Here is a 25,690-nt window from a genome sequence, read left to right on the forward strand (position 1 = left end):
CCGAGTCGTTGGACGAGCACCTCGAGCAGGCGGCCGCCGAGCAGCAGTCCGCCACCCCGCCCCCCAGCCGGGGACCCGCGCACTGAGCCCTCCCTGCGCGTCGACGGTTGCGTCGACCGCGGCGACTTCCGGCTCGAGGTCTCGCTCCGCGTCGGCCCCGGGGAGGTGCTGGGCGTGCTGGGTCCCAACGGCGCCGGGAAGAGCACGCTGCTGCGGGCGCTCGCCGGGCTGACCGCGCTCACCAGCGGTTCGATCCACCTGGGCGACGTGGCTCTGGACGACGTGTCGGGAGAGACGTTCGTGCCGCCGCAGCGCCGGCCGGTCGGGCTGGTCTTCCAAAACTACCGGCTCTTTCCCCACCTCGACGTGCTGGACAACGTCGCCTTCGCACCGAGGTCGCAGGGCGCGAGCCGGCGCCGGTCGCGCGAGCTCGCGGGGTCCTGGCTGGAGCGCTTCTCCATCCGCGAGCTCGCGTCCCGGCGCCCGGCTCAGGTCTCCGGCGGGCAGGCGCAGCGGGTGGCCCTCGCCAGGGCGCTCGCCGGGCAGCCCCACCTGCTCCTGCTGGACGAGCCACTCGCGGCGATGGATGCCCGCACCCGGTTGGACGTCCGCACCACCCTGCGACGTCACCTCGCCGACTTCACCGGTCCCGTCGTCCTGGTCACCCATGACCCGCTCGAGGCCATGGTCATGGCCGACCGGCTGCTGGTCATCGAGCACGGCAGGGTGGTCCAGGAGGGGGCTCCTGCGCAGGTGGCCCGGCGCCCCGCCACCGACTACGTCGCGCGCCTGGTGGGCCTCAACCTGTATGCCGGCAGGTCGGACCCGGGCACCGGCACCGTTGCGCTCGACGATGGTGGGTCGCTCGTGGCGACGACCGATGCCGCCCTCGTGGGCGACCGCGTGCTGGTGGTGCTCCGCCCCTCCGCCATCACGCTGCACACGGAACAGCCGGAGCACTCCAGCTCCCGCAACGTGTGGCCCGGGACGGTCGACAGCCTCGAGCTGCTCACCGACCGGGTCCGGGTGCAGGTCGTGGGTCGGCCGTCGGCCCTGGTCGACGTGACCCCTGCCGCGGTCGCAGAGCTGCGCCTGCAGCCGGGACAGGACGTGTGGCTCACCGCCAAGGCCACCGAGGCCGAGGCCTATCCCGACGTGACCCGAGGCTGACCGCCAACCGCTGCCGTCCGGCTGGCGCGGCGGGAGCGGGCTGCATACTCGAGGGGCGCCGGGTGTCCCATGGCGGCGCCCCACGGCCAACATGCGACAGGATGGGCGGATGAGCCGCTCTCGCAGCACCCCCGAGGTCGTCGACGCCGTGGTTGTGGGCGCGGGGCACCACGGACTCGTCGCGGCCGCCACGCTCGCCGACGCGGGCTGGGACGTGGCCGTGCTCGAGGCGCGCGAGCACGTGGGGGGAGCGGTCTGGTCGGTGGACCGGGACGGCTGGGTGCTCGACGAGTTCAGCGCCTGCCACCCGCTGGCCGCCGCGTCGCCGGTCCTCACCGAGCTCGGCCTGGCGGACCACGGACTGCGCTGGTGCCGCTCGGACACGGTGCTGACCCACGTCGGCTCACCGCACGACCAGCGTGGAGCCGTGATCCACCGCACGCCTGAGGAGACCGCCGCCGCACTGGCCGAAGAACATCCCGCGGACGGGCAGGCCTGGTTGGACCTCGTTGCCCAGTGGGGTCAGCTGCGCGGTCCCCTGCTCGACACCCTGCTCACCAGGTGGCCGCCTGTCGCTCCAGGCGCACGCCTCGCGGCGGCCGTGGGCGCGCGGGACCTCGCGAGGTTCGCACGGTTCCTGCTGCTCCCGGTCACCCGGATGGGCGAGGAGCTCTTCGAGGGGGAGCGCGGACGGGCCCTACTCGCCGGCAACGCCATGCACGTGGACATCCCGGCAGACGCAGCGGGCAGTGGGGTCTTCGGCTGGCTGCTGGCCATGCTCGCGCAGGACGTCGGCTTTCCCTCACCCGAGGGCGGGACGCGCGTCCTGGCGCAGGCGCTCGCGTCGCGTGCCGAGGTGGCCGGAGCCTCCATCAGCACCAATGACGCGGTCACCGCGATCACGGTGCGCGGCGGCCGCGCGGACGTCGTCCACACGGCCGGGGGCCGCTCTCTACGTGCCAGACGGGCCGTCATCGCGGACACCAGCGCCTCGGCCCTGTATGACGGGCTGCTCACCGACCTCACGCTGCCGCGCCGGTTCCGAGACGAGCTGGACCGGTTCGTCTGGGACCTGCCGACGGTCAAGCTCAACTACCGGTTGAGGCAGACCGTGCCGTGGACGGCACGGTCTGCCCGGGACTCGGCCGTGGTGCACGTCGGCGCCGACGTCGACGGCCTGGCGCGGTGGTCGACCGACCTGTCCACCGGGCAGCAGCCGCCACAGCCGTTCGCCCTGGTCGGTCAGATGTCGACCATCGACCCCTCGCGTTCCCCGGACGGCACCGAGGCGATGTGGCTCTACACGCACCTGCCCCGCGATGTGGTCGACGACGGGAGCGCCGACGAGCTCGTGCAGCGCTCGGAGGTGATGTTGGACGCGTTCGCGCCGGGGTGGCGGGACCTGGTCATCGACCGCTGGACCCAGCGACCGTCCGACCTCGAGTCCGCCGACGCCAACCTGGTCGGGGGCGCCGTCGGCGGTGGCACGTCCCAGCTGCACCAGCAGCTCCTCTTCCGGCCGGTGACCGGTCTGGGTGGGCCCCGGACGCCCGTGGAGAACCTCTATCTGGGCAGTGCCGCCGTCCACCCCGGCGGGGGAGTGCACGGGGCGTGCGGCTACCTCGCGGCTCGGGCGGCTCTCGGCGACCACGGCTGGTGGGGACGGCCGCGTCGACGGCTCGGCCTGGCGGCACTGCACCGCCTCTATGGAGCACCCGGCGAGTGAAGCCCCGTCAGCCCATCACGCTGAAGCTGGAGTCAGGGTTGACCGGGCGCCGGCGGCTGTAGTCACCGAGGTCGGCGTACTGCCCGGTGAGGGGCAGATCCACCCGCACGGGCTCGGCGTCGTGGTCGTGGTCGTCCTCGCAGCTGCGGATGATCTCGGCCAGAAACCGACCGACGATCGGTGCGTTCTTGAACTGGTTGCCACTGGTGCCGATCGCCACGTAGAAACCAGGCAGCGCGGTGCGGTCGTAGATCGGGATCCAGTCGTCGGCGACGTCGTAGACACCAGTGACACCGTGGGGCGTGTTGGGCACCCGCAGCTCGGGCATCCGCCGCGCGGCGCGGTAGACCTGCGCCTCGTAGAGCTCCTTGGTCACGGTCGGCACGTAGGTGTCGGGGTCCTCCAGCCACTGCAACGGGTCACACGCCGGCTCGGCGCCGCCCACGAGCAGCTGGCCGCTGGGGGTTCCCCGGGAGTAGGTGCCGAGATCGAGGTCCATGACCACGGGTTGCGCGACGCCGTGGCCGTCCGGGGCGGGCACCTCGTGGACCTCCTGACGCATCGGGCGAGTCCGCACCGAGAAGTCCTCGAGGACGCCGGCGAGACCGTTGACGTGGCCGGAGTGCGGCCCGGTCACGTTCACCACGACCGGCGCGTCGATCCGCTCGCCGGAGGCGAGGTCGATCCCCGCGACCCGCCCGCCGTCACGGCGGACGGCGGTGACCTCAGCACCGAAGCGGAAGGTCGCACCGCGGCGCCGAGCCGCCGCCATCAGGTTGTGCGCGGCCAGCGTGGGATCGTCCACGAAGCCGCTGTCCGGAGTCCAGTATCCGGTCAGGTCACCGGTCGGGTCGTCCCAGAATGCCTCGTCCGCAAGGGATTTCGGCGGGTAGTGTCGGCCGGGGTCCACCTGGGGCAGCCGCCTCCTGATGGTCTCGGCGTCCCACTCCTCATAGGTGACACCGACCTGGTCGAACAGGTCCAGCACCTTGCGGCGGTCCTGCTCGGGGGAGTCGAGGTAGAGCGACCCGGTCTGGTGGAAGCGCGCCATACCGGCTTCGTCGGCACCACCGAGGTGCTCCTCCCAGCGGGCCCAGAGGTGCTTCGCCTCCCAGGCCGCCGCGACGCCCGTGCGCGTGGAGTAGTTGAAGCGGACCACGGCGGACGACGCGCTGGTGGAGCCCTGCCCGGGGCCGTGCCCACGGTCGACCACGGTCACGGCCCATCCGTCGCGGGCGAGCTCGTGGGCGACCGAGCACCCGATCACTCCCGCACCGATGACGACGACGTCTGCGGTCGGCATGCTTCCTCCAAAACCCGGGCTGTGCGCTGCGCGCCCCAGCGTAGCCCCGGCCGTCGACTGCTTCTGCGACCGTGCCCGGCTCAGGCCGTGGCGAGCCCCGCTGCCCTGGCCACGAGCTCGAACGAGCGCAGCCAGGCCTCGCGGCCAGGAGCAGAGGAGACCAGGATGAGCTCGTCGGCCTGCGCGTCCTTGGCGAACCGGTCGAGGTAGTCGCCCACCTCGTCCGCGGTGCCCACGCCGGTGTAGTGCATCATCTGCTCCGCCTGCTGGCCGGCCGGCGATGCGAGGAGCAGTTCCTCCTCGTCGGGAGTGAACGTCCGGCCCCGACCGACCAGCTGCCGGACCCGGGTGCGCTTCGCGGCCTGGTAGAGATCGTCCGCCTCGTCGGACGTCTCGGCGGCGATGACGTTGACGCCGGCGATCACATACGGCTCCTGCTGCTGTGCCGAGGGCTGGAAGTCGCGTCGGTAGAGGGTGACCGCGTCGTGCAGGGCGCCGGGCGCGAAGTGTGAAGCGAAGGAGTAGGGCAGTCCGAGCGCGGCCGCGAGCTGCGCGCCGAACAGCGAGGAGCCGAGGATGAACAGCGGCACGCCGGTGCCCTTGCCGGGCGTGGCGTCGATCCCGGGGATGCGCGACTGCCCGGTCAGGTAGCCCTGCAGCTCGAGGACGTCCTGCGGGAAGCTGTCGGCCGAGCCCGGATCACGGCGCAGCGCGCGGGCCGTCTTCTGGTCACTGCCCGGGGCGCGGCCCAGGCCCAGGTCGATCCGCCCGGGGTGCAGTGACTCCAACGTGCCGAACTGCTCGGCGATCAGCAACGGCGCGTGGTTGGGCAGCATCACCCCGCCGGCGCCCAGCCGGATCCGCTCGGTGTGCGCGGCGACGTGAGCGATGAGCACGCTGGTGGCCGAGGACGCGATGGTCGGCATGTTGTGGTGCTCGGCGTACCAGATCCGCCGGTAACCCCACTCCTCGGCGCGCTGAGCCATCTCGACGCTGGCGCGGAAGCTGTCGGCGGCCGTCTCGCCCTTGCCGATGTGGGCGAGGTCCAGGATCGACAGGGGAACGGTGGTCACGGCATACCAGCCTCTCGTCGCGGTGCGTTGGGTGTGAGCGGTGCCGCTCGGGCACCGTTGCTCGGTCGGTCCAACCACCCCGGGCACCGGGTTCATTCCTGCGATGCTCGCGCGTCGCCTCGGGGTTGATCCCGCCGTCGTCAGCGCTCCCTCCATCACCACCGTGGTGGACGCCTCCGGACTGATCGACCTCGTCCTCATCGCCCGGGGTCGTGCTCGGGGTGTGACGTCGCCTCGCCCGTAGCCTTGGGTGATGCACCTCGTGGGTGGCCAGGCCTTCGCGGACCGCCGCGACGCCGGGCGAGCGCTCGGCGAACGGCTGGCAACGTATGCCGTGCCCGGCGACGTGGTCGTCCTCGGGTTGCCCCGTGGTGGCGTCCCCGTGGCAGCGCAGGTCGCGACGCGGCTCGACTGCCCGCTCGACGTCCTCATCGTCCGCAAGATCGGGGCTCCCGGGCAGCGCGAGCTCGCTCTCGGCGCGGTGGCGACGGCCGCCGGTGTGCAGGTCACCGTCCGCAACCACGACCTGCTGGCCGACTTGCGGGCGACGGGTCTGCCGGACGGCGCCTTCGAACGGGTCGAGCGTCGCGAACTCGAGGAGCTGGCCCGGCGGGAGGACGCCTATCGCGAGGGACGTGCGCCGGTGTCCCTGACCGGCCGCGCTGTGATCCTCGTGGACGACGGCCTCGCCACCGGCGCCTCGATGCGGGCGGCCGTCACGGTGGTGAAACGGTTGGGCCCGTCGGCCGTCGTGGTGGCCGTGCCGGTGGGGTCCGATCAAGCCTGTGACGACCTGCGGCCGATGGTGGACGCTCTGGTGTGCCTGCGGCGGCCGCACCCGTTCCGTGCGGTGGGATACGCCTATCGCGACTTCTCGGAGACCTCGGACGATGAGGTGAGCGCGATCCTCCATTCGCCACCTCAATAAACACGGGATAGTCCGTGGTAAAACATCTATGATCGGACCCACGAGGAGGCCGATCATGGACAACACGAACAGCCAGGCCCCGCAACTGGTCGTCTACGGGGACTTCGCCGATCCGTGGAGCTACCTGGCAAGCCAGCGCATCGATGCGTTGCAGGAGGCGGGCTTAGACATCGCCTGGCGGGCGATCGAGCGGCACCCGAGGACGCCCGTGAAGGGACGACGGCTGGACGCCCAGACCCGGGCCGAGGCGGCGCGCGTCCTGGAAGAGGTGCGGGCGCAGTGCGGCCCGGACGAGTTCGTACCGGTGGACCCGCCCGACCTCGTCCCGAAGACCGAGGCGGCGGTGTCCGCCCACGCGGAGGCCGTGGGCGCCGGGGTGGCCGACCAGGTGCGCCGCCGGCTGTTCGCGGCGTACTGGGAGGACGGTGTCAACATCGGTGACCCGGAGGTCCTGCGGACCCTGCTGGCCGGCGACTTCATCCGGGGTCATGCGACCTCCGACCCGGTGCGGCGCTTCGGGTATGCCGTGGCGATGACCCGGGCACCGATCACGACGGCCGCGTGGCGCCGGATCAAGCAGTCCAGGGAGCGGTGGTCCAGCCTGCACCAGGCCGAGCTGCCGACCGTGGTCGAGGGCGGCGTCGCCTCCTCGGGACAGCGGGCCTGCGAGTACCTCGGCGTCCGCGTCGCCCGGCACCGGCGCAGCCCCGCTGCCCCTTCGTGGCTGGTCGCCCGCGACATCCGGGTTCCCGTCGGCGCGGTGCATCCTCCGGCCACCTGGCTCACCCAGGTCGGCGACCCGTGGCAGCGGGAGAGCCGGCTGTCCAGCGCCTGACTCCCGGCGCCTGACTCACAGCGCCTGACTCCCAGGGCCTGGCTCTCGGTGCCGGGTGGCGCTCGTGTCGCCGGTCCCGATCTGGCAGAGTCGGATCATGAGCACTGGTGAGATTCGGGTCTGGGTCAATGGCGAGCGGGTCGACGACAAGCCGTCGATCCCGGCTCTGGACCACGGGGTGTCCGTGGGTGACGGGGTCTTCGAGACGGCCAAGGTGGTGGACGGCGCACCCTTCGCGCTCGACCGACACCACGCGAGGATGGATCGGTCACTGGCTGGGCTCGGTCTGCCCGCCGCCGACCGCGACCGCCTCGCCGAGGGCATCTCGGCGGTGCTCGAGGGCAACCCGATCGCCTTCGGGCGGCTTCGCTACAGCGTGACCGGTGGCGCCGGCCCGCTCGGCTCGGACCGCCAGGACAGTCCGATGACCTACATCGTCACGGCCGCGCCGCAGTCGCCGACGCCGGCGACCGGCAAACTGGTCGTCGTGCCCTGGACCCGCAACGAACGGGCCGCGACGGCGGGGCTGAAGACCACGTCATACGCCGACAACGTCGTGGCCCTGGCCTACGCCAAGGAGCGGGAGGGCTTGGAGGCGATCTTCGCCAACACCCGGGGCGAGCTGTGCGAGTGCACCGGGTCCAACGTCTTCGTCGTGCAGAACGGCCAGATCCTCACCCCACCGCTGGACGCGGGTCCGCTGGCCGGCATCACCCGCGAGCTGGTTATCGAGTGGTGCCGGGAGGACGGCCTGACCGTGCTCGAGCAGACGCTGCCCCTGGCCGCGCTGCACGAGTCCGACGAGGTCTTCATCACCTCCTCCACCAAGGACGTGCTGGGCGTGCACGCCGTCGACGACCACGAGCTGTCAGCGCCCGGCCCGGTCACCCAGCGCGCCGCCGCGGTCTTCGCCCGACGAAGTTCGGAGACGCCCAACCCATGAGTCACGACCATGCGCCGCCGCCGGATGACACGCGGGACCGCTACGGCGACCCCGACGTCACCGTCGATGCGCACGAGGACGACTGGGCGTGGCGGCGCCGGATCCGGGCCAATCCCCACACCCACCGCATCTACCGCATCCTGGTTGGTGTCCTCGGGCTGGTCGTGGTCAGCGGCGGGGCCGTCATGGTCCCCTTTCCCGGTCCCGGGTGGCTGGTCGTCTTCATCGGGGTCGGCATCTGGGCGTCGGAGTTCGAGTGGGCCGCCCGCCTGCTGGACTTCGGCAAGCGCACGCTGAAGGCGTGGAACGCGTGGCTGCAGATCCAGCCGCGGTGGATGCAGGCGGTTGTCCTGCTCCTCACCCTCGCCGCGGTCGCGATGATCTTCTGGGGGCTCTTCCTCATCTCTGGCGTGCCCGGCATCCTCCCCGACTTCGCCGAGCACCGGCTGCACGCCGTGCCGGGCCTGTGACGCGCGACCCGATTAGGGCGCGGAGCGGGGCAGCGGCTATTCTCCTGTCTCGCAGCACGGACGTGTAGCTCAGTTGGTTAGAGCGTTCGCTTCACACGCGAGAGGCCAGGGGTTCGAGTCCCTTCACGTCCACCACACCAAAGCCGTCGGGGTCGGTGCACGAGTGTCGAGGGGCCCGCACGGTCAGTGGTTGAGGGGCTGGTTGAGACCAACTAGTCACTTCTAGCCATGGCTACGGCTGTTGAGGGGGCATAGGTTCGGGAGGGGTGGAGGAGCCGGTGCGTCTGCGGGCTGGATCAGGTGGACACGTGGCACGTGTGCGAGAAAGCGTCAGCTGTCGCCTGTGGTGCTCGTAGTGCTGAGTGGGGTAGTGGTAGATCTCGAGGAGCGTCATGTGGTCCCTGAAGTAGGGATCCCAGCCGACCGGGAAGTGCATACCCCCGCTCAGCGCCTCGGCCGACTGTCGGCGAAGGGAAGCCTGCAGGTTGCTGACTACCCGGTCCATGACCCGCTCCATCCGCGCGTGTCCGAGGACGCGCGGGCCGCCGAGGGAGCCGACGTAGTTGATCACGTGGAATGGACGGGTCCCAGCGTTCAGCAGCGCGGCAAATCGTCTGGAAGCCCCGTCAGGTAGTTGGGCGAACATCCGGACCAGGTAGCGGAGGTTCGCCACGAGCAAGTAGCCGAACAGCATGTGGAAGAGCAGTTGCTCGTTGTTCCACCTGGTGCCGTCACTGGGTTGGCGCAGCTCGGCCACGGTCGCGGTGTCCAGCAGGGTGCGGAAGTCGGCACGAATGCGGTCCAGCTCCGTGTAGACGTCATTCGGGTCCAAGGTCGCCTCCCGGTCATCGGGTCGCTGAGGTTCCACAGTAGGCCGGGGGAGGCGCTCGCGACCGCTCCGGTTGCCAGCAGCCCGACCGGTCTCTGCAGAAGGGGACGGCTGGGGCGGGGTTCGCTTCCCAGTACGCCCGAACAGGGCGGTCCTACCTGAGATCGCGAGCCAGGTACTGGACGCCGTCGACGGGCTCCGCGACATACGGTTCGATCGGGGCGTAGCCGTTCGCGTCATACAACGAGCGTGCGGCGGTCATCGTGGGCAACGTGTTGAGCACCAGTCTGCTCCAGCCGATGCTCTGGGACCGACCGGTCGCTTCGGTCAACAGGCGAAGCCCGAGTCCGGCGCCGCGGGACTGGGGCTGGACGAACAGGCGTCGCAGCTCACCAGTGTCCGGCGACAGGACCCGCACGCCGACACACCCGACCGGTGCGCCGTCACGCCGGGCGAGCAGCAAGAACCCGGGGGCGGTGTAGAACGAGCGGAGCTGGACCAGCTCCGTAGACATGTCGTCGAATCAAGCGCAGACGTCGGCGGCCGAGGCGTACCCCTCGACCGCCCGCCGGTACTCGCGGAACAGGCGCCGCACGGCCACCATGTCCTCGGCCCCGGTCACGAGCTGCACCGCGTCCATGCTGTCGACAGTACCCGTCATCGCGTGAGGGGGTGGCCGGTACTCGAGGTGCAGGATCGCGCCTCGGCTGGCAGGATCAATGCGGTGAGTGAACGGTGGTACAAGCAGGCGGTCATCTACTGCCTGGACGTGGAGACCTTCCAGGACTCCGACGGTGACGGCATCGGCGACCTGCGGGGCCTGCTCAGCCGGCTGGACTACCTTGCTCGGCTGGGGGTCACCTGTCTGTGGCTGAACCCGGTCCATCCGACCCCGAATCGCGATGATGGCTACGACGTCGCGGACTACTACGGGATCGACCCGCGCATCGGGTCGCTGGGTGACTTCGCCGAGCTGGTGCACGAGGCCGGCAACCGGGGCATTCGGATCATGATGGACCTGGTGGTCAACCACACCTCCGATGAGCACTCGTGGTTTCGCTCCGCCCGCGCAGACGCCTCCTCGTCCTACCGGGACTGGTACATCTGGTCTGACCGCGAGCCGGCGGGCAGGCGGCAGGGCATGGTCTTTCCCGGCGAACAGCAGGAGACCTGGACCTTTGACCAGGACGCCGGAGCGTGGTACTTCCACCGGTTCCACGCCTTCGAGCCGGACCTGAACTGGGCCAACCCGGCCGTGCAAGCGGAGATCAAACGCGTCATCGGGTTCTGGCTGCAGTTGGGCGTGGCCGGGTTCCGGATCGACGCCGCCCCATCGGTGATCACCCTGGAAGGGCCAGAGGACCAGACCAGCCGACAGGACTTCACGTTGCTGACCGAACTGCGCGGGCACGTCTCCTGGCTGGCCGGGGACGCGGTGCTGCTCGCCGAAGCCAACGTCGGCCTGGACCAGCTGCCGGAGTACTTCAGTGGCCCGGGGGGCTCCGGCGACCGGCTGCACATGCTGTTCGACTTCCGCCTCAACAGCCATCTGATGCTGGCCCTCGCCCGGGGCGAGGCCGAGCCGGTCATCGAGACCCTGCGCTCGACCCCGCCGATCCCGGCTTGGGGGCAGTGGGCCACTTTCCTACGCAACCACGACGAGGTCGACCTGAGCGGTCTGACCGCCGAGCAGCGCCAGCAGGTGTTCGCCGTGTTCGGGCCGCAGGAGACGATGCGCATCTACGGCCGCGGAATCCGGCGCCGCCTCGCGCCGATGCTCGGCGGCCACCCGGGGCGCATCCGGATGGCCTACTCGCTGCAGTTCACCCTGCCCGGCACCCCGGTGCTGCGCTACGGCGAAGAACTCGGTATGGGCGAGGACCTGGCCCTGTCCGGCCGGACGGCCGTGCGCACCCCGATGCAATGGACCGACGAGGCCAGCGGCGGCTTCTCCACCGCAGGCCGCGACCAGCTCGTCCGTCCAGTGATCCGTGGCGGCGAGTACGGCTGCGAGACCGTCAACGTCCTCGACCAGCGCCGTGACCGGAGCTCGCTGCTCAGCTGGTTCGAGACGATGATCCGCACAATGCGAGAGTCGCCGGAGGTCGGCACCGGCACGTGCACCCTCATTGACGTCCCCTTGCCGCCCCACGTACTGGCACACCGGTGCGACGGCCCGACCGGGTCGATGTTGTTCCTGCACAACCTCGCCGACAGCCCCGCGACCTGCGACCTCGCAGCACCGTCAGGAGCCGGCGACACCGTCGTTGAGGTCTTTGCCGACCAGGACTACCCCCCACCAGACGTCGGCCTGCACGAGCTCGAGCTTGCCGGATATGGATACCGCTGGCTGCGCCTCGACCGGCAGACCGGCTCCGCATGACCGCACCACCAAACCTCGGCGTCGCCACACCAACCACCCTCGCCGGCCCGTTGTCGCGCATGAGCGAAGGGTGAGGCGCGACGTGCGGTGAGGGGCGGTCGAGGGCTGCCGTTACGGATCGGCGCCACGGGGTAGTCAGAGCCCATGTCTGCTGTCAGGAAGAAGCCATCCGCCGCGAAGAAGACGTCGACACCGCAGGGCCGCCAGAGTGGCAAGGGTGCTGTGACCGTGCCCGGGGCACCGGGGAGCGAGCCGGCAGCGGTCGAGGAGCCGACGACGCCACACGAGCCGTTGCCGCCCAAGGCAGACCAGGCGGCCCCTGAGATCGTCTCCGCCACCGGCCAGCACGTGGACGCGCCCGAGGACGCCCGGGCGCAGTCGGGGGCATACCTCACGACGGCGCAAGGCGTGCGGCTGCGCGACACCGACCACTCGCTCAAGGCGGGCTCGCGCGGGCCGACACTGCTGCAGGATCACCATCTGCGCGAGAAGATCACCCACTTCGACCACGAGCGGATCCCGGAGCGAGTGGTCCACGCCCGGGGTACCGGCGCCCACGGCATCTTCCAGTCCTACGGCTCGGCGGCGAAGGTCACCCAGGCGGGCTTCCTGGCCAAGGACGTCGAGACCCCTGTCTTCGTCCGCTTCTCCACGGTCGTGGGCAGCAGGGGATCGGCGGACGCGGTGCGCGACACCCGCGGTTTCGCCACGAAGTTCTACACCGCCGACGGCACCTTCGACCTGGTCGGCAACAACATGCCCGTCTTCTTCATCCAGGACGGGATCAAGTTCCCTGACATCGTCCACGCCGCCAAGCCCCACCCGGACCGGGAGATCCCGCAGGCCCAGAGCGCCCACGACACCTTCTGGGACTTCGTCTCCCTGCACACCGAGGCGCAGCACCACGTGATGTGGCAGATGTCCGACCGGGGCATCCCGCGGTCCTTCCGGATGATGGAGGGTTTCGGCATCCACACCTTCCGTCTGATCGACGACGAGGGCGCCACCACGCTGGTCAAGTTCCACTGGAAGCCTCGGCTCGGCGTGCACTCGCTGGTCTGGGAGGAGGCCCAGCTGGTCAACGGTGCCGACCCCGACTTCCACAGAAGGGACCTGTATGACGCGATCGAGGCGGGTGCGCTTCCCCAGTGGGAGCTGGGGATCCAGACCTTCCCCGACACCGAGGACCAGATGTTCGAGGGCATCGACCTGCTCGACCCGACCAAGATCGTGCCGGAGGAGGTCGCGCCCGTGCAGCCGGTGGGCCTGATGACCCTGACCGCGGGACCGCAGAACTTCTTCGCCGAGACCGAGCAGGTCGCGTTCCACCCCGGCCATCTCGTGCCCGGCATCGACGTCACCGACGACCCGCTGCTGCAGGCTCGGCTCTTCTCCTACCTGGACACCCAGATCACCAGGCTCGGTGGCCCGAACTTCGCGCAGATCCCGATCAACAGGCCGCACGCCCCGGTCAACGACATGCTGCGCGACGGGTTCCACCAGCACGCCGTGCAGCAGGGCGTGGCGCCGTATCGGCCGAACTCGCTGGACGGCGGCTGTCCGTTCGTGGCGGGGGAGGAGGTCAGTGCCTTCGTGGACGTGCCGCGGAAACTTCCCTCGTCGCGGAAGGTCCGTGAGTCGCCGCAGTCGTTCGCCGACCACCACAGCCAGGCACGGCTGTTCTGGCTGAGCATGACGCCCGTGGAGCGCGACCACATCCTCGCGGCCTACACGTTCGAGCTCGGCAAGTGCTACGAGCAGGCGGTCAAGGAGCGGCAGCTGAAGTCGTTGGCCCTGATCGACCGCGACCTGTGCGACGGCGTCGCCGCCGGGCTGGGTCTGCCCGCGCCTTCCCCGGACGAGGCCCTGCCCGAGATGGACCCCAGCCCGGCCCTGTCACAGGTGGGCTCCACCTGGCCGGTGGACGGCCGGGTGATCGGCATCGTGGCCGACGGGTCCAGCGACCTTGCCGCGGTGCGCTCGGTCTGCGGAGCGGTCCACGAGGCAGGGATGACGCCGCTGGTCATCGCACCGCACGGTGGTGCCTTGGGAGACGGCGACCAGCAGGTGGTCGTCCAGCGGTCCTTTGCCACGGCACGGTCGGTGGAGTTCGATGCGGTGCTCCTGTCCACCGCGACTGCCAAGGCGCCGGACGCGGTGGTCAGCCTGGACGCCAAGGCAGGGGCACCCGCCCCGGACGACGCGACCGACCCTCGGGTGGGCCTCTTGGTGTCCGAGTGCTACCGCCACGGCAAGGCCATCGGCGCCTGGGGCGACGGCCGCGATGCGCTGGCTCCGGTGGGCGTGGACCCGTCAAGCGCAGGCGTGGTCTGCGGAACCGACCCGACCGACGTCCTGCGAGAGGTCAGTCAGCTGCTTTCCAGCCACCGGGTGTGGGACCGCTTCACCGCGCAGACCGACTGACCACCGGGGATCGCGAGCGCCACGCCCCCGTGCAGCGGTGGATCAGCCCTCCGCCGTGGCCTCGCTGGGCCCTGGGACCACCTCCAGCAGGCCCTCGGCGGCCTGCGCGGGGTCGGTGAACTCGTCGCGCAGGAGAGTCCCGTCCGGCAGGCTCGCGCGGAAGCCGATCACGTGGTCCCCGACCACGCGACCGACCAGCCGCCCGTCGTTCCAGACCTCGTAGTGCCCCGCCCGGGGCATCGTCAGCGTCATGCTCACACCATGAGCCAGCCCCGCCACATCTGTCCGGCGGATGGCGAAGAACTGGCCGAACGGATGACCCCAGACCGAGCCATTCGGTCGGTTCAGGGTGAGCGGGTGCGACCGGCCGCCCAGTCCCGGCACCGCGCGACGGATCAGGTCGCCTCGAACGACTCGGCCGGGGCAGCCGCGGAGACACCGGGTTACGGTGGGGCATGGTCGAGGCACAGTTGGTCGACATCCGCATCTATCCCGTCAAGGACGAGCCAGGGCAACGACTCGAGTCGATCGCGATCGGGCCGGACGGGCTCGACGGCGACCGGCGCAAGAAGGCCGCCGTGCACCTGGTCAGTCTTCAGGACAGCGAGGGCGAGCACGAGATGCGGGCCAACCTGTTTGTTAGCGCGAGTCCCGAGGAGCTGTCGGACGCTGTCGGGCACGACCTCCGGGTCGGGGGAGCGGTGCTCAGTGTGGACCGCGTGCCGTCCGGCTGTCCGGGCGTCTACGCGTCGGTGGTCAAGCCGGGCATGGTGCACACGGGTGACCGGGTGACGTCGGCACCGGCTGCGCAGCAGGACGGCTGACCGCCCACGGGCGGGGAACCGGGGCCGGCGCACGCCCCGATAGCATCGCCACGGCATACCAGCCATCGCACCGCACACCGAGGAGCCCACGTGTCTGCCGACATCACCGTGTCCATCGCCGGAGACGAGCGATCGGTCCCGGCCGGCACGACGGCGGCCGACCTCTTCGGTGACGACAGAGTGGTCGTCGTGGCCCGCGTGGATGGCCAGTTGCGCGACCTGGCTGGCCCGCTGCCTGATGGCGCCGTCGTCGAGCCCGTCACCATCGACTCCGAGGACGGGCTGAACGTGCTGCGGCACTCCACGGCGCACGTCCTCGCCCAGGCTGTGCAGCAGGTCAACCCCGAGGCCAAGCTCGGGATCGGGCCGCCGATCCGTGACGGCTTCTACTACGACTTCGACGTCGATCGGCCGTTCGATCCTGACCAGCTCAAGGCGCTGGAGAAGGTCATGCAGCGGATCATCAACGAGGGGCAGACCTTCCAGCGCCGCGAGGTCGAAGACGACGAGGCCAGGCAGGAGCTCGCCGACGAGCCCTACAAGCTGGAGCTCATCGGGCTCAAGGGTGGGTCGGCGGAGGACTCGGCCGAGGGAGCGTCGGTGGAGGTCGGCGGGTCACAGCTCACCATCTACGACAACGTCCGGCGCGACGGCGACCGCGCGTGGGGCGACCTGTGCCGGGGGCCCCACCTGCCGTCGACCAAGCTGATCGGCAACGCCTTCAAGCTGATCCGCTCCGGCGGCGCCTACTGGCGCGGTTCCGAGAAGAACCCTCAGCTGCAGCGCATCTACGGCACGGCGTGGCCGTCCAAGGCCGAGCTGAAGGCGTATGTCGAGCGGCTCGCCGAGGCGGAGCGGCGGGACCACCGCAAACTGGGAGCCGAGCTCGACCTCTACTCCTTCCCCGACGAGCTCGGTTCGGGCCTGCCGGTCTTCCACCCCAAGGGCGGAGTGATCAAGCGCGAGATGGAGGACTACGTCCGGCGCCGGCACATCGAGGAGGGCTTCGACTACGTCGGCACCCCGCACATCAGCAAGGACGGCCTGTTCCACACCTCGGGTCACCTGCCCTACTACGCCGACACGATGTTCCCAGGCATGGAGCTGGAGGGCGCGCAGTACCGCCTCAAGGCGATGAACTGCCCGATGCACAATCTCATCTTCAGCTCGCGCGGGCGTTCCTACCGGGAGCTCCCGTTGCGGTTCTTCGAGTTCGGGTCGGTATACCGCTACGAGAAGTCGGGGGTCGTGCACGGCCTGACGCGCGTCCGGGGAATGACCCAGGACGACTCGCACTCCTACGTCACCGCCGAGCAGGCGCCCGACGAGATCAAGCACCTGCTCGGGTTCGTGCTGTCGCTCCTGCGCGACTTCGGGCTCGACGACTTCTACCTGGAGCTGTCGACTCGGGAGACCGAGGGCGAGAAGGCGGCCAAGTTCATCGGCAGCAACGAACAGTGGGAGGAGGCCACCCGGATCCTCGAGCAGGCCGCGCTCGACACCGGGCTCGAGCTGGTCGCCGACCCGGGTGGCGCGGCGTTCTACGGGCCGAAGATCTCCGTGCAGGCCAAGGACGCGATCGGCCGCACCTGGCAGCTGTCGACGATTCAGTACGACTTCAACCAGCCGGCCCGTTTCGGGCTGGAGTACCAGGCCGCGGACGGCACGCGGAAACAGCCGGTGATGATCCACTCGGCGAAGTTCGGGTCGATCGAGCGCTTCATCGGTGTGCTGGTGGAGCACTACGCGGGTGCGTTCCCTCCGTGGCTCTCGCCGGTCCAGGTGCTCGGCGTCCCGGTCGCCGACGAGTTCGCCGACTACCTCCAGGACGTCCTGGGCCAGCTGCGGGCCAAGGGGATCCGGGTGGAACTGGATGCCTCGGACGACCGGTTCCCGAAGAAGATCCGCAACGCGAGCAAGTCGAAGGTGCCCTTCGTGCTGATCGCCGGCGACGAGGACCGGTCGGCCGGGGCGGTCTCCTTCCGCTATCGCGACGGGTCGCAGAAGAACGGCGTCCCGGTGGCCGAGGCGATCACCGAGATCGTCGAGGCCGTCGAGTCGCGCCAGCAGGTCTGAGCCGGAGGGCCGCCGGGCGGTTACGCTGCCCCGACACGAGGAGCCGCCTGGCTCCACGAGCGGAGGGCGAGGGGACATGGCCGGCATGACCACACGGATCATCCGCAGACGGCGCCTGGCACAGCAGACAACTGTGCCGGGCGTGGCGGTCGCCCCTGCGAGAGGTGCTGCCGAGGAGGACCTCGTCGAGCAAAAGGCGGCGGTCAGAGACCGTCCGAGCGCCGCCGGAGTGGACACCGGTGTCACGCCGGCGGTCCAGATCGCGAGCGCGTGGGCCTGGCGAGTGCTGGTGATCGCGGGTGCGGCCGCGGTCCTCGGCTGGGTGCTCCGCTACCTGTCCGAGGTCGTGGTCCCGGTGCTCGTGGCGACTCTGCTCGCCGCGCTGCTGGTGCCCGTCACCCGGGGACTGCAGCGGCTGCGGCTGCCCCGTGGGGCGGCGGCCGGAATCACCGTCCTGGCCACCCTCGCGCTGGTCAGCGGTCTCCTCACCGTGGTCGGCACCCAGATCAGCTCCAGCTTCGGCGACCTCTCGTCGCAGGTGGGCGAGGGGATCAAGAAGCTGCGTGACCTGGCGCGGGTCAACTTCGGTGTCTCCGATGCCCAGGTCAGCGATGCGGTCCAGAACGTCAAAGACGCCTTCACCACCGGCGGTGACGTCGCCGGCAAGGCGGCCGCCGTCGGCACCACCGCGTCGCACTTCGTCGCTGGGCTGTTCATCGCCCTGTTCGCCACCTTCTTCTTCCTCTACGAGGGCGATCGGATCTGGGCCTGGCTGGTGCGCCTCCTTCCCCGCCGGGCGCGGGACAAGGCCGACTCCTCCGGCCGCCGGGCCTGGGTCTCCCTGACCGCCTTCGTCCGGGCCACGATCATCGTCGCGGCGGTGGACGCGATCGGGATCACCATCGGGGCATGGCTGCTCGGGCTGCCGTTGGTGGCGGCCATCGGGATCCTGGTCTTCGTCGGAGCCTTCGTGCCCGTGGTCGGCGCGCTCGTCAGCGGTTCGGTGGCGGTGCTCGTCGGATTGGTCGACAAGGGTCCGCTGGTGGCGGTGGCGATGCTCGCGGTGGTGATCGGCGTGCAGCAGCTCGAGAGCCATGTGCTGCAACCCTTCCTGCTCGGCCGGGCCGTGAGCGTGCACCCGCTCGCGGTGATCCTCGCGATCGCGGCCGGTGTGGTGGTCGCCGGGATCGTCGGCGCCCTGCTCGCCGTGCCCTGCGCCGCCGTCGCCAACGCCGTGGTCAACCACCTGGCCGGCAACGATCCACCCCCGCACGGGCACTCAGGGGGCCGGGCCGCGGCGGACGCTCCCACCTGAGGCCCGATCAGCTCGCCGTTGTGAGACCGGGATCGGCCCGCGAAGCTGCTCAGAGCCTGGACATCGGCGTCATCGGTGACGCCCGTTGCCAGCAACTTCTCTTGGGTATGCCGTCGGGTGGGCCGGGTCGGACGCCGGGCGTGGTTCACTTCCGGCATGGACGACGTGACGATCCGCCCGGCCGGCGCCGACGACTCGTTGGCCGTGGCCGCCCTCGCCCTGCAGATGGGCATCGGGCTCGGGCACGCTCCCGAGCCCGGCTTCCTGGACCGGTATGCCGTGGCCTGGGTCGCTGCGTTGGAGCGTCGCCCCACCTGGCTGGCCGAGGCGAGTGACGGCCGTCCGCTGGGTGCCGTGGTCACCGCCAGGGTCGACAAGCTACCGCGCCTCGGGAGGGGCGAGACCTGCTGGCTGCACGTCTCGTCGTTGTTCGTCACCGTCGACGTCCGCGGGCGAGGTCTCGGTGAGGCCCTGCTGGGGGCTGTCGTCGGGTGGGCCCGCGAGCAGGGGGTCGACTGGCTCCAGCTCAACGCGGTTCCCGAGGCTCGGAGTCTCTACGAACGCGCCGGGTTCACCCCTGCGGACCCGCGGCTCATGGGGCTGCGATGGTGACGGGCGTGACGTCGAGGGACGGGGCCCGACGCCCAGGCAGGCTGTCCGCGCGGTGGAGGGTTGGTCAGGCGCCCCGCTCGAGGACGAAGACGGGGATCTGCCGATCAGTCTTGGTCTGGTAGTCGGCGTAGTCGGGGAAGGCCTCGACCGCCCGGGCCCACCAGATCGCCCGCTCCTCGCCGGTGACCTCTCGTGCGCGCAGGTCCTGCTTGACCGGTCCGTCCTGCAGCTCGACCGCGGGGTGCGCCTTGAGGTTGTGGTACCAGACCGGGTGCTTCGGGGCGCCGCCCCGTGAGGCGACCACGGCATACGTGCCGTCGTGCTCGACCCGCATGAGCGGTGTCTTGCGCAGCTTGCCGGTCCTGGCGCCCACGGTCGTGAGGACCACGACCGGCAGACCGCGCAGCGTGGTGGCCTCGGTGCCGCCGGACGCCTCGTAGGTCTCGGCCTGTTTGCGGGCCCAATCGCTCGGGCTCGGTGCGTACTCTCCTTGAAGGGGCATACCCCTACTCAACCACGCGGGTGCATAGGATCGGCGGCATGGTGCACGAGGATCCGACCGAGCTCGCCGGGGTCGCGGACGGCTTCGAGCGGCTGTGGACCCCTCACCGGATGGTCTACATCAACGGCGAGCGCCCGACCGACGAGGCCGGCGCCGGCTGTCCGTTCTGCACCGCACCGGACCGTGACGATGCCGAGGGGCTGATCGTGCACCGGGGCGAACGGTGCTACGTCGTGATGAACCTGTTTCCCTACAATCCCGGCCACGTGCTCGTCTGCCCCTACCGGCACGTCTCGCTGTACCTCGACCTCACCGACGAGGAGACCGCCGAGTTCACCGCCCTGACCAAGGCCAGCCTCCGCGCGCTGGAGACGTCCTCTGCGCCGCACGGCTACAACATCGGGATGAACCAGGGCGCCGTCGCGGGCGCCGGCGTCGCGGCCCACCTGCACCAGCACATCGTGCCGCGCTGGGGTGGCGACTCCAACTTCCTGCCGGTCATCGGGCAGACGAAGGCGTTGCCGATGCTCCTCGAGGACGTGCGTCAGCGCCTCGTCGACGCCTGGCCCACGCAGGCCTGAGGGTCCGGTCGGCGTCTCCGAGCCGCTCGAGCGGGACGAACGCGAGCAGGCAGACCACCAACGGCAGGAAGTGGATCGTCAGCAGCAGGTAGGTGCTCAGGTGGAACAGGCCCCAGAAGAGCAGGTAGGCATAGAGCGGCCGGCCGCGCAGCCAGAGCATGAGCGGTGAGCAGAACTCAGCGGTCCAGGAGACCCACTGCATCACGTGGATCAGGGTGGGTTGGCCCGCGAGGATCTCGGCCAGTCCCTTGCCACGCCGGGTGAGCGCCCAGGTCAGGGTCGAGCCGCTGGCCCAGCCCCACCCGCTCTGGCGCACCTTGGCCCAGGCCGCCAGGCAGTAGCACGCGACGACCGCGAACTGGACCATCCGCACCGCCCAGCCCGCTGCGGCGTCCGGCTCGCGGTCGCGGGTGCCCGCCCGGCCGACCGTCGGCAGGACGAACAGAGCGACCACGAGCGCGAAGTGGTCGTGGTCGACCTTGCCGTAGGACATGCCGTTGCTCAGCCAGTCGAGCATCGCGAGGGCGCAGACCCATCCGGCGGCACGGGGCAGCCGGCCCGTCGCCGCGACGAGCGCACTGAGCAGCAGGACGCCGAAGAGCACCCGCACGTAGACGGGAGAGGGTTCCGGCAGGTGCAACAGCTGTCGCACCAGCAGCGGCCGGTAGAGCGCAGTCGGGACGTCGCCGTGCGGGATCGGGTCGCGCACGAACACCAGCACGTCGACGATCACGAACGGATAGATCACCCGGCGCAGCCAGGCCACCCGCGCCGCGGGCACGAGCGGAGCCCAGAAGTTTCCCACTGCACGGCCGATGTGCCTCATCGGGCGATCTCCTGGGGGTTCGCCGGGTCACGCACCACCCACCTCGCCGGCGTCTCCACCTGGTGGGAGACCGCCTTCCCGTGCTCGAGCCGGGTGACCTCGTTGCGCAGGTAGACCACCCGGTAACGCGGTTGGTCGGAGTGCCGTCGGGCATGCGCTACCGCGATGGCCTGCAACAGGCTGGGGTCCCGCTCGAACCGCCCGAGCTGTTCCTCGATCTCCGCCCTGGGCAACCCGATCCCCTGAGCATCCAACGGGACTCGCACCATTGTGCCCTGGACGGTGAGGGCTTCGACATACACCGAGCGCACCGTGCCGCCACTGTTGCTCACCTCGAAGGCGAACTGCGACATCGGCCCGAACGGCCACTGCTGGTCGTCGCCGCGGGCCGTGCCGTTGATCACCAGGCCGAGCACCGCCACGGTGACGAGGGCCCGCCAGACTCGGCTCCACCCGGTGAGTCGCCGCATGCGCGGATTGTCTCAGAGGGACTGCCAGACTGGCGGCATGAAGCCGCGATCCGCCCTCGGCCCGGTCCTGGTCTTCGACGGTGACTGCGGCTTCTGCTCCACGTCCGCCCGCTCGCTCGAGCGCTGGTCGGCGCGCCGTGGTGCCTACCGGGTCGAGGCGTGGCAGCGGCTCGACCTGCCGGTGCTGGGACTGACCGAGCAGCAGTGCGTCGAGGCGGTCCAGTGGGTCGACGGAAGCGGCCGAGTCGAGAGCGGGCACCTGGCCATCGCGGCCGCGCTGCGTGCCGGGCACCCGGTATGGCGACCGGTCGCCATTCTGCTCCGGGCGCCCCTGGTGAGTCCGCTCGCCGCCCGCGTCTACGGCTGGGTGGCCGACCACCGTTACGCGTTGCCGGGCGGCACCCCCGCCTGCGGGTTGCCGCCGCGGTCAGGCTGATTCGGCGAGGGCGGCGAGTCGGCGCATGCTCTCGGGCAGCTCCCGGGCGAGGCGGTTGCCGAGGATCCGGCCGAAGAGCGACGCGAGCGCGCCGGTGATGATGACCCGGTGGGTGAACCGGAGCGGCTCGGTGCCCGGCGTGACCTGGTGGTCCAGCGTCAGGGTGCCGAGCGGCAGCGGGCTCATCAGGGTGAAGCCCTCCAGCTCGTCGACGCGGGTCAGCACGAAGGTCGTCCGTGGCCCGGTCACCCGCCGCACCGTGCCCCTGGTGCCGACGTCGAACGGGCCGATGGAGGTCACCTCACGCAGGCCGTGGTCCCACTCGCCCCAGGCCAGCGGTGTGCTCCACCGGCCCCACAGCTGCCGGACCGAGGCCGCAGTGGTCTCGGTGTGCTCGAACGTCCACACGGGTGTGTGCCGGGTCAGGCCGGCAGGTGCTCTGCCGCGAGGTGGCCCGGCATCAGGTCGTGGCGCAGGGGCTCGCGGGTGAAGGTGCCGGTGCCCTGGGAGATCGAACGCAGGTCGATCGGGTAGCGCGCCAGGCCGGACTGGGGCACCTCCGCGTCGATCGTCGTGTGGCCGGAGGAGTTCGCGACCGAGCCGATCACCCGACCGCGGCGGCTCTGCAGGTCGTTCATGACCGCGCCGACGTACTCGTCGGCGACCACGACGTGCACCAGGTCCAGCGGCTCGAGCAGCGCGACCGCACCCTGGTCGGCGGCGTCGCGCACCGCGAGGGCGCCCGCCGTCTGGAAGGCCTGGTCGCTCGAGTCCACCGAGTGCGCCTTGCCGCCGGTGAGGACGACCCGCACATCGACCACGGGGTAGCCGCCGAGGCAGCCCTTGGCCAACTGGGCCCGCACCCCCTTCTCCACGCCGGGGATGAACTGCCGCGGGACGGCGCCGCCGACGACCTCCTCGGCGAACTCGATGCCGGCACCCCGGGGGAGTGGTTCGACCCGGATGTCGCAGATCGCGTACTGCCCGTGCCCCCCACTCTGCTTGACGTTGCGTCCGTGCCCCTCTGCGGCGCGGGTGAAGGTCTCGCGGAGGGCCGGGACCACCGTCTCGGTCTCGACCTCCACCCCGAAGCGTTCGCGCAGGTGGGTGATCACCAGGTCCACGTGCGCAGGGCCCATGGTCCACAGCACCAGCTGGTGGGTCTCGGCGTTGTGCTCCAGGCGCAGCGTCGGATCCTCGGCGACGACCCGCTGCAGGGCAGCCGGCAGCTTGTCCTCGTCGGCCGGGCGAGCGACCCGGATCGCGACGGGCAACAGGGCATCGGGCAGGATCCACGGTTCGATCAGCGCCGGATCGTCCCGGTCGCTCAGCGTGTCGGACGTCTCGGCGCGAGACAGCCTCGCGACCAGGCAGATGTCACCTGCGATGGCCTGGCTCTTGGGCCGGGCGGTTTCGGCGAGCGGTGACGACAGCAGCCCGGCCCGCTCCTCCTCGTCGTGGTCGGGATGGCTCTCCAACTCGTGCCCCGCGAATCGGTCCAGGTGCCCCGACACGTGCACCGGCGTGTCGGGGCGCAGCGTTCCCCGGAAGACGCGCACCAGACTGGTGCGGCCGACATACGGGTCGCTCGTGGTGCGCACCACCTCGGCGACCAGCGGCGCCGACGGGTCGCAGCGCAGGGGCGGCATCGGGTCGCCGTCGGGAGTCGTGGCGCGGGGCAGCTCGTGGCGCGTCGGGGGAGGGAAGCCCGACACGAGCAGGTGCAACAGCTCGCCGGTGCCCACCCCGGTCTCCGTCGACAACGGCAGCACCGGGTGGAACGATCCTCGCGCCACCGCGGTCAGCAGGTCGGCGGTCACGACGTCGAGCGAGACCTCCTCGCCGCCGAGGTAGCGCTCGAGCAGCGTGTCGTCCTCCGACTCCTGGATGATCGCCTCCATCAGGTCGGCTCTCGGCCCCTCGATCAGCTCGCGGTGGCGCGGTTCGGCGTCGCGCACCTGGCGCGTGCCGCTGCTGTAGTCGTAGATCCGCTGCGAGAGCAGACCCAGGTTGCCGATGATCGCCTCGTCCTCGCCGTGCAGCGGCAGGTAGAGCTGCTGCACCCCCTCGCCGAACACCCGCTGGCAGATGGCCACGGTGTCGTCGAAGTCGGCCCGCCCCGCGTCGAGCTTGGTCACGACCACGGCCCGCGGCATCCCGACCGCCGCGCACTCCTCCCACAGCAACGTGGTCGCCGCGTCGACCCCGTCGGCCGCCGAGATGACGAACAGCGCCGCGTCCGCCGCGCGCAGACCGGCTCGCAGTTCACCCACGAAGTCGGCGTAGCCCGGGGTGTCGATGAGGTTGATGACGATGCCCTCGTGCTCCACGGCCGCGACCGACAGCTCGGTCGAGCGCTCCGGGTCGGCCTCGCGGAGGTGGTGCTCCGGCAGCAGTGCGCTCACCAGGTGGCCGAAGACGGTGGTCTTGCCGGACCCAGAAGGTCCGACCAGCGCCACGTTGCGCAGCTCGTCGGGTGACTCGGGGACCGGTGCAGCGGGCAGTGGCGCGTGTTGACCGGACTTGGGGCTCATGGTCGAAACGATGGTGCTTCCCGCGCGTCGGCACAAGCCCGACGGCCGGATCAGTACGCTGTCAGCACCATGCTGAACCGATTCGCCCGCGCCTTCTTCACCAAGCTCTTCACACCGGTGGCCAAGCTCTTCCTCTCCCTGGGGATCAGCCCGGACATCGTCACGATCGTCGGGACCGCGGGGGTGTGCACGGCCGCGCTGGTGTTCTACCCGCGGGGCCAGTTCCTCGTGGGCACGCTCGTGATCACCGCCTTCGTGTTCTCCGACACGGTCGACGGGGTGATGGCGCGGATGGCCGGCCGCTCGGGCACCTGGGGGGCCTACCTCGACTCCACGCTCGACCGGTTCGGTGACTGCGCCATCTTCGGTGGGCTGGTGCTCTACTACGCGGGCCAACCGGAGAAGGAGTACATGGCCGGCCTGGCTCTGGCCTGCCTCATCCTCGGCAGCGTGGTCAGCTACGCCAAGGCGCGGGCCGAGGGACTCGGTATGACGGCCAACGTGGGCATCGCCGAACGGGCCGACCGGCTGGTGGCGGTCCTCGTGACCACCGGGCTCGTCGGGCTCGGCCTGCCCGAGATCGTGCTGACCGTGGTGCTTGCCCTGCTGGCCCTGGCCAGCTTCGTCACGGTGTTCCAGCGGATGCTGACGGTCCGCCGCCAGGCCCTGGACGCCGCGTGAAGCCACCCCACGAAGCCGCCCCCCGAAACCAACCCACAAGGTCCTCCGCTCGCATGCTCGCTCCGATACCTCGCGGGGGCCCAGCATGAGCCGACTCGTCGACCGTGCGGTGCTCCTCGGCTACCGCGCGGGCTGGACGCTGGTGCGGAGGCTGCCACCGCGCGCCGCCTACGGCCTGTTCGACCTGATCGCCGACGTGGCTTGGCGTCGCGGCGGCGAGGGGGTGGGGCGGATGCGGTCCAACTACGCCCGGGTCCGGCCGGAGCTCGACGGCGAGGCCCTGGACGCGCTCGTGCGGCGGGGCATGCGGTCCTACCTGCGCTACTGGTGTGAGTCCTTCCGGCTGCGCGAGCTCTCCACGGCCGACCTGGTCGCGGCCGTGCGGCCGGTCGGACACGAGCCGGTGGTCGAGGAACTCGCCCAGGGTCGTTCGGTCGTGTTGTTCCTGGGGCACCTCGGCAACTGGGACCTCGCCGGGGCGTGGGGGACCACGGAGCTCGCCCCGGTGACGACGGTCGCCGAGCGGTTGAGGCCCGAGGAGCTCTTCGCGGAGTTCGTGGCGTTCCGGGAGTCGCTCGGCATGCGCATCATCCCGCTCACCGGCGGCGAGGACGTCTTCCGCGAGCTGCGGAACGTGCTGCGGGGCGGGCCCGCGTTCGTGCCGCTGCTCGCCGACCGCGACCTCACCCGTGGCGGCGTCGAGGTCGACCTCTGCGGCAGCCGGGCCCGCATGGCCGTGGGTCCTGCCG

The 25,690-nt window shown here is 70.7% G+C and carries 28 protein-coding genes and 1 tRNA gene; 18 read left to right on the forward strand and 11 right to left on the reverse strand.

Annotated features, from left to right (window positions below):
• Together FRW57_RS03890 and FRW57_RS03895 are read left to right on the forward strand one after the other, a co-directional pair.
• Positions 1 to 1,170 (forward strand): ABC transporter ATP-binding protein (locus FRW57_RS03890; RefSeq protein ID WP_338055349.1); only part of this gene is annotated, 1,170 nt, incomplete at its 5' end.
• A gap of 109 nt (positions 1,171 to 1,279) precedes the next feature.
• A complete protein-coding gene (locus FRW57_RS03895; protein WP_152185369.1) occupies positions 1,280 to 2,896 on the forward strand; it encodes a phytoene desaturase family protein in 1,617 nt (538 codons plus the stop codon).
• Between the two features lie 7 nt (positions 2,897 to 2,903).
• Here the strand turns inward: FRW57_RS03895 and FRW57_RS03900 are convergent, their stop codons facing one another.
• Both FRW57_RS03900 and FRW57_RS03905 read right to left on the reverse strand, forming a co-directional pair.
• On the reverse strand, positions 2,904 to 4,199 hold the full coding sequence (locus FRW57_RS03900; protein WP_152185370.1) for an NAD(P)/FAD-dependent oxidoreductase: 1,296 nt from the start codon (positions 4,197 to 4,199) through the stop codon (positions 2,904 to 2,906).
• Positions 4,200 to 4,279: 80 nt separating this feature from the next.
• Positions 4,280 to 5,272 carry an LLM class flavin-dependent oxidoreductase gene (locus FRW57_RS03905; RefSeq protein WP_238999287.1) on the reverse strand — a complete coding sequence of 331 codons (993 nt, stop codon included), beginning with the start codon at positions 5,270 to 5,272 and terminating at the stop codon, positions 4,280 to 4,282.
• A gap of 103 nt (positions 5,273 to 5,375) precedes the next feature.
• On the opposite strand from FRW57_RS03905, the gene FRW57_RS24870 reads away from it, so the two are divergent.
• From FRW57_RS24870 to FRW57_RS03935, 6 genes are all read left to right on the forward strand, one after another.
• The gene (locus FRW57_RS24870; RefSeq protein ID WP_338055350.1) at positions 5,376 to 5,516 is read left to right on the forward strand and encodes a magnesium transporter; all 141 of its coding nucleotides are present in this window, start codon (positions 5,376 to 5,378) and stop codon (positions 5,514 to 5,516) included.
• Between the two features lie 9 nt (positions 5,517 to 5,525).
• Positions 5,526 to 6,200: a phosphoribosyltransferase gene (locus FRW57_RS03915; protein WP_152185373.1), complete on the forward strand. Its 675-nt coding sequence runs from the start codon at positions 5,526 to 5,528 to the stop codon at positions 6,198 to 6,200.
• A gap of 55 nt (positions 6,201 to 6,255) precedes the next feature.
• Complete coding sequence (locus tag FRW57_RS03920) at positions 6,256 to 7,035, forward strand: DsbA family oxidoreductase (protein ID WP_162308147.1); 780 nt, start codon at positions 6,256 to 6,258, stop codon at positions 7,033 to 7,035.
• A gap of 97 nt (positions 7,036 to 7,132) precedes the next feature.
• Positions 7,133 to 7,978 (forward strand): aminotransferase class IV, encoded by an 846-nt coding sequence (locus FRW57_RS03925; RefSeq protein WP_152185374.1) that lies wholly within the window; start codon positions 7,133 to 7,135, stop codon positions 7,976 to 7,978.
• Positions 7,975 to 8,448, forward strand: coding sequence for a TIGR02611 family protein (locus tag FRW57_RS03930; protein WP_152185375.1), 474 nt, complete (start codon positions 7,975 to 7,977; stop codon positions 8,446 to 8,448). Before FRW57_RS03925 ends, FRW57_RS03930 begins: the two co-directional genes overlap by 4 nt.
• Before the next feature lie 58 nt (positions 8,449 to 8,506).
• A tRNA-Val gene (locus FRW57_RS03935) sits at positions 8,507 to 8,583 on the forward strand.
• Between the two features lie 97 nt (positions 8,584 to 8,680).
• On the opposite strand, the gene FRW57_RS03940 is transcribed toward FRW57_RS03935, so the two are convergent.
• From FRW57_RS03940 to FRW57_RS22975, 3 genes are all read right to left on the reverse strand, one after another.
• On the reverse strand, positions 8,681 to 9,280 hold the full coding sequence (locus FRW57_RS03940) for a DinB family protein (protein WP_238999289.1): 600 nt from the start codon (positions 9,278 to 9,280) through the stop codon (positions 8,681 to 8,683).
• Positions 9,281 to 9,431: 151 nt separating this feature from the next.
• The gene (locus FRW57_RS03945) at positions 9,432 to 9,791 is read right to left on the reverse strand and encodes a GNAT family N-acetyltransferase (protein ID WP_137120766.1); all 360 of its coding nucleotides are present in this window, start codon (positions 9,789 to 9,791) and stop codon (positions 9,432 to 9,434) included.
• 9 nt (positions 9,792 to 9,800) lie between these two features.
• A complete protein-coding gene (locus FRW57_RS22975) occupies positions 9,801 to 9,938 on the reverse strand; it encodes a hypothetical protein (RefSeq protein ID WP_162308148.1) in 138 nt (45 codons plus the stop codon).
• Between the two features lie 63 nt (positions 9,939 to 10,001).
• Between FRW57_RS22975 and FRW57_RS03950 the strand changes: the two genes are divergently transcribed.
• Together FRW57_RS03950 and FRW57_RS03955 are read left to right on the forward strand one after the other, a co-directional pair.
• A complete protein-coding gene (locus FRW57_RS03950) occupies positions 10,002 to 11,660 on the forward strand; it encodes an alpha-amylase family protein (protein ID WP_137120767.1) in 1,659 nt (552 codons plus the stop codon).
• A 144-nt stretch (positions 11,661 to 11,804) separates the two neighbouring features.
• Positions 11,805 to 14,084, forward strand: a complete 2,280-nt coding sequence (locus tag FRW57_RS03955) for a catalase (protein WP_152185377.1) — start codon at positions 11,805 to 11,807, stop codon at positions 14,082 to 14,084.
• A gap of 42 nt (positions 14,085 to 14,126) precedes the next feature.
• Here the strand turns inward: FRW57_RS03955 and FRW57_RS03960 are convergent, their stop codons facing one another.
• Complete coding sequence (locus FRW57_RS03960) at positions 14,127 to 14,336, reverse strand: hypothetical protein (RefSeq protein ID WP_137120769.1); 210 nt, start codon at positions 14,334 to 14,336, stop codon at positions 14,127 to 14,129.
• A 203-nt stretch (positions 14,337 to 14,539) separates the two neighbouring features.
• On the opposite strand from FRW57_RS03960, the gene FRW57_RS03965 reads away from it, so the two are divergent.
• From FRW57_RS03965 to FRW57_RS03980, 4 genes are all read left to right on the forward strand, one after another.
• Complete coding sequence (locus FRW57_RS03965; RefSeq protein WP_137120770.1) at positions 14,540 to 14,908, forward strand: MOSC domain-containing protein; 369 nt, start codon at positions 14,540 to 14,542, stop codon at positions 14,906 to 14,908.
• 90 nt (positions 14,909 to 14,998) lie between these two features.
• Entirely contained in the window at positions 14,999 to 16,984 is a 1,986-nt protein-coding gene (gene thrS, locus FRW57_RS03970; RefSeq protein ID WP_152185378.1) for a threonine--tRNA ligase, read from the forward strand.
• 85 nt (positions 16,985 to 17,069) lie between these two features.
• Positions 17,070 to 18,299, forward strand: coding sequence for an AI-2E family transporter (locus tag FRW57_RS03975; protein WP_203230202.1), 1,230 nt, complete (start codon positions 17,070 to 17,072; stop codon positions 18,297 to 18,299).
• Positions 18,300 to 18,455: 156 nt separating this feature from the next.
• A complete protein-coding gene (locus FRW57_RS03980) occupies positions 18,456 to 18,911 on the forward strand; it encodes a GNAT family N-acetyltransferase (RefSeq protein ID WP_137120773.1) in 456 nt (151 codons plus the stop codon).
• Positions 18,912 to 18,975: 64 nt separating this feature from the next.
• On the opposite strand, the gene FRW57_RS03985 is transcribed toward FRW57_RS03980, so the two are convergent.
• The gene (locus FRW57_RS03985; protein WP_137120774.1) at positions 18,976 to 19,413 is read right to left on the reverse strand and encodes a nitroreductase family deazaflavin-dependent oxidoreductase; all 438 of its coding nucleotides are present in this window, start codon (positions 19,411 to 19,413) and stop codon (positions 18,976 to 18,978) included.
• Between the two features lie 38 nt (positions 19,414 to 19,451).
• Here FRW57_RS03985 and FRW57_RS03990 point away from each other — a divergent pair, with 38 nt between their 5' ends.
• Entirely contained in the window at positions 19,452 to 19,994 is a 543-nt protein-coding gene (locus FRW57_RS03990; protein WP_137120775.1) for an HIT family protein, read from the forward strand.
• Here FRW57_RS03990 and FRW57_RS03995 read toward each other — a convergent pair.
• Together FRW57_RS03995 and FRW57_RS04000 are read right to left on the reverse strand one after the other, a co-directional pair.
• Entirely contained in the window at positions 19,912 to 20,820 is a 909-nt protein-coding gene (locus FRW57_RS03995) for a hypothetical protein (RefSeq protein ID WP_203230203.1), read from the reverse strand. The two genes, FRW57_RS03990 and FRW57_RS03995, sit on opposite strands and share 83 nt — an antisense overlap.
• The gene (locus FRW57_RS04000) at positions 20,817 to 21,290 is read right to left on the reverse strand and encodes an MBL fold metallo-hydrolase (RefSeq protein WP_152185380.1); all 474 of its coding nucleotides are present in this window, start codon (positions 21,288 to 21,290) and stop codon (positions 20,817 to 20,819) included. Before FRW57_RS04000 ends, FRW57_RS03995 begins: the two co-directional genes overlap by 4 nt.
• Before the next feature lie 37 nt (positions 21,291 to 21,327).
• Here FRW57_RS04000 and FRW57_RS04005 point away from each other — a divergent pair, with 37 nt between their 5' ends.
• Entirely contained in the window at positions 21,328 to 21,726 is a 399-nt protein-coding gene (locus tag FRW57_RS04005; protein ID WP_137120778.1) for a thiol-disulfide oxidoreductase DCC family protein, read from the forward strand.
• Here the strand turns inward: FRW57_RS04005 and FRW57_RS04010 are convergent.
• Both FRW57_RS04010 and FRW57_RS04015 read right to left on the reverse strand, forming a co-directional pair.
• A complete protein-coding gene (locus tag FRW57_RS04010) occupies positions 21,718 to 22,134 on the reverse strand; it encodes an SRPBCC family protein (protein ID WP_162308149.1) in 417 nt (138 codons plus the stop codon). The genes FRW57_RS04005 and FRW57_RS04010 overlap by 9 nt on opposite strands.
• A gap of 14 nt (positions 22,135 to 22,148) precedes the next feature.
• A complete protein-coding gene (locus tag FRW57_RS04015; RefSeq protein ID WP_152185381.1) occupies positions 22,149 to 24,260 on the reverse strand; it encodes an elongation factor G-like protein EF-G2 in 2,112 nt (703 codons plus the stop codon).
• A 69-nt stretch (positions 24,261 to 24,329) separates the two neighbouring features.
• Here FRW57_RS04015 and pgsA point away from each other — a divergent pair, with 69 nt between their 5' ends.
• Positions 24,330 to 24,941, forward strand: a complete 612-nt coding sequence (pgsA, locus tag FRW57_RS04020) for a phosphatidylinositol phosphate synthase (protein ID WP_137120780.1) — start codon at positions 24,330 to 24,332, stop codon at positions 24,939 to 24,941.
• 85 nt (positions 24,942 to 25,026) lie between these two features.
• The coding region (locus tag FRW57_RS04025; protein WP_152185382.1) for a phosphatidylinositol mannoside acyltransferase at positions 25,027 to 25,690 on the forward strand (664 nt) is incomplete at its 3' end.

The sequence above is a fragment of the Segeticoccus rhizosphaerae genome, assembly GCF_009192725.1.
Taxonomy (GTDB): domain Bacteria; phylum Actinomycetota; class Actinomycetes; order Actinomycetales; family Dermatophilaceae; genus Segeticoccus; species Segeticoccus rhizosphaerae.

Excerpts from the sequence above, each read along its gene's own strand:
- FRW57_RS03900 (WP_152185370.1), bottom strand. The coding sequence starts at position 4,199 with ATGCCGACCGCAGACGTCGTCGTCATCGGTGCGGGAGTGATCGGGTGC.
- FRW57_RS03990 (WP_137120775.1), top strand. The coding sequence starts at position 19,452 with ATGGTGCACGAGGATCCGACCGAGCTCGCCGGGGTCGCGGACGGCTTC.
- FRW57_RS03995 (WP_203230203.1), bottom strand. The coding sequence starts at position 20,820 with ATGAGGCACATCGGCCGTGCAGTGGGAAACTTCTGGGCTCCGCTCGTG.
- FRW57_RS03980 (WP_137120773.1), top strand. The coding sequence starts at position 18,456 with ATGGACGACGTGACGATCCGCCCGGCCGGCGCCGACGACTCGTTGGCC.
- FRW57_RS22975 (WP_162308148.1), bottom strand. The coding sequence starts at position 9,938 with ATGACGGGTACTGTCGACAGCATGGACGCGGTGCAGCTCGTGACCGGG.
- pgsA (WP_137120780.1), top strand. The coding sequence starts at position 24,330 with ATGCTGAACCGATTCGCCCGCGCCTTCTTCACCAAGCTCTTCACACCG.
- FRW57_RS03945 (WP_137120766.1), bottom strand. The coding sequence starts at position 9,791 with ATGTCTACGGAGCTGGTCCAGCTCCGCTCGTTCTACACCGCCCCCGGG.
- FRW57_RS03960 (WP_137120769.1), bottom strand. The coding sequence starts at position 14,336 with ATGACGCTGACGATGCCCCGGGCGGGGCACTACGAGGTCTGGAACGAC.
- FRW57_RS03920 (WP_162308147.1), top strand. The coding sequence starts at position 6,256 with ATGGACAACACGAACAGCCAGGCCCCGCAACTGGTCGTCTACGGGGAC.
- FRW57_RS03895 (WP_152185369.1), top strand. The coding sequence starts at position 1,280 with ATGAGCCGCTCTCGCAGCACCCCCGAGGTCGTCGACGCCGTGGTTGTG.
- FRW57_RS03955 (WP_152185377.1), top strand. The coding sequence starts at position 11,805 with ATGTCTGCTGTCAGGAAGAAGCCATCCGCCGCGAAGAAGACGTCGACA.
- FRW57_RS03985 (WP_137120774.1), bottom strand. The coding sequence starts at position 19,413 with ATGCCCCTTCAAGGAGAGTACGCACCGAGCCCGAGCGATTGGGCCCGC.
- FRW57_RS03930 (WP_152185375.1), top strand. The coding sequence starts at position 7,975 with ATGAGTCACGACCATGCGCCGCCGCCGGATGACACGCGGGACCGCTAC.
- FRW57_RS04000 (WP_152185380.1), bottom strand. The coding sequence starts at position 21,290 with ATGCGGCGACTCACCGGGTGGAGCCGAGTCTGGCGGGCCCTCGTCACC.
- FRW57_RS03975 (WP_203230202.1), top strand. The coding sequence starts at position 17,070 with ATGACCACACGGATCATCCGCAGACGGCGCCTGGCACAGCAGACAACT.
- FRW57_RS03965 (WP_137120770.1), top strand. The coding sequence starts at position 14,540 with ATGGTCGAGGCACAGTTGGTCGACATCCGCATCTATCCCGTCAAGGAC.
- FRW57_RS04015 (WP_152185381.1), bottom strand. The coding sequence starts at position 24,260 with ATGAGCCCCAAGTCCGGTCAACACGCGCCACTGCCCGCTGCACCGGTC.
- FRW57_RS24870 (WP_338055350.1), top strand. The coding sequence starts at position 5,376 with ATGCTCGCGCGTCGCCTCGGGGTTGATCCCGCCGTCGTCAGCGCTCCC.
- FRW57_RS04005 (WP_137120778.1), top strand. The coding sequence starts at position 21,328 with ATGAAGCCGCGATCCGCCCTCGGCCCGGTCCTGGTCTTCGACGGTGAC.
- FRW57_RS03915 (WP_152185373.1), top strand. The coding sequence starts at position 5,526 with ATGCACCTCGTGGGTGGCCAGGCCTTCGCGGACCGCCGCGACGCCGGG.
- FRW57_RS03925 (WP_152185374.1), top strand. The coding sequence starts at position 7,133 with ATGAGCACTGGTGAGATTCGGGTCTGGGTCAATGGCGAGCGGGTCGAC.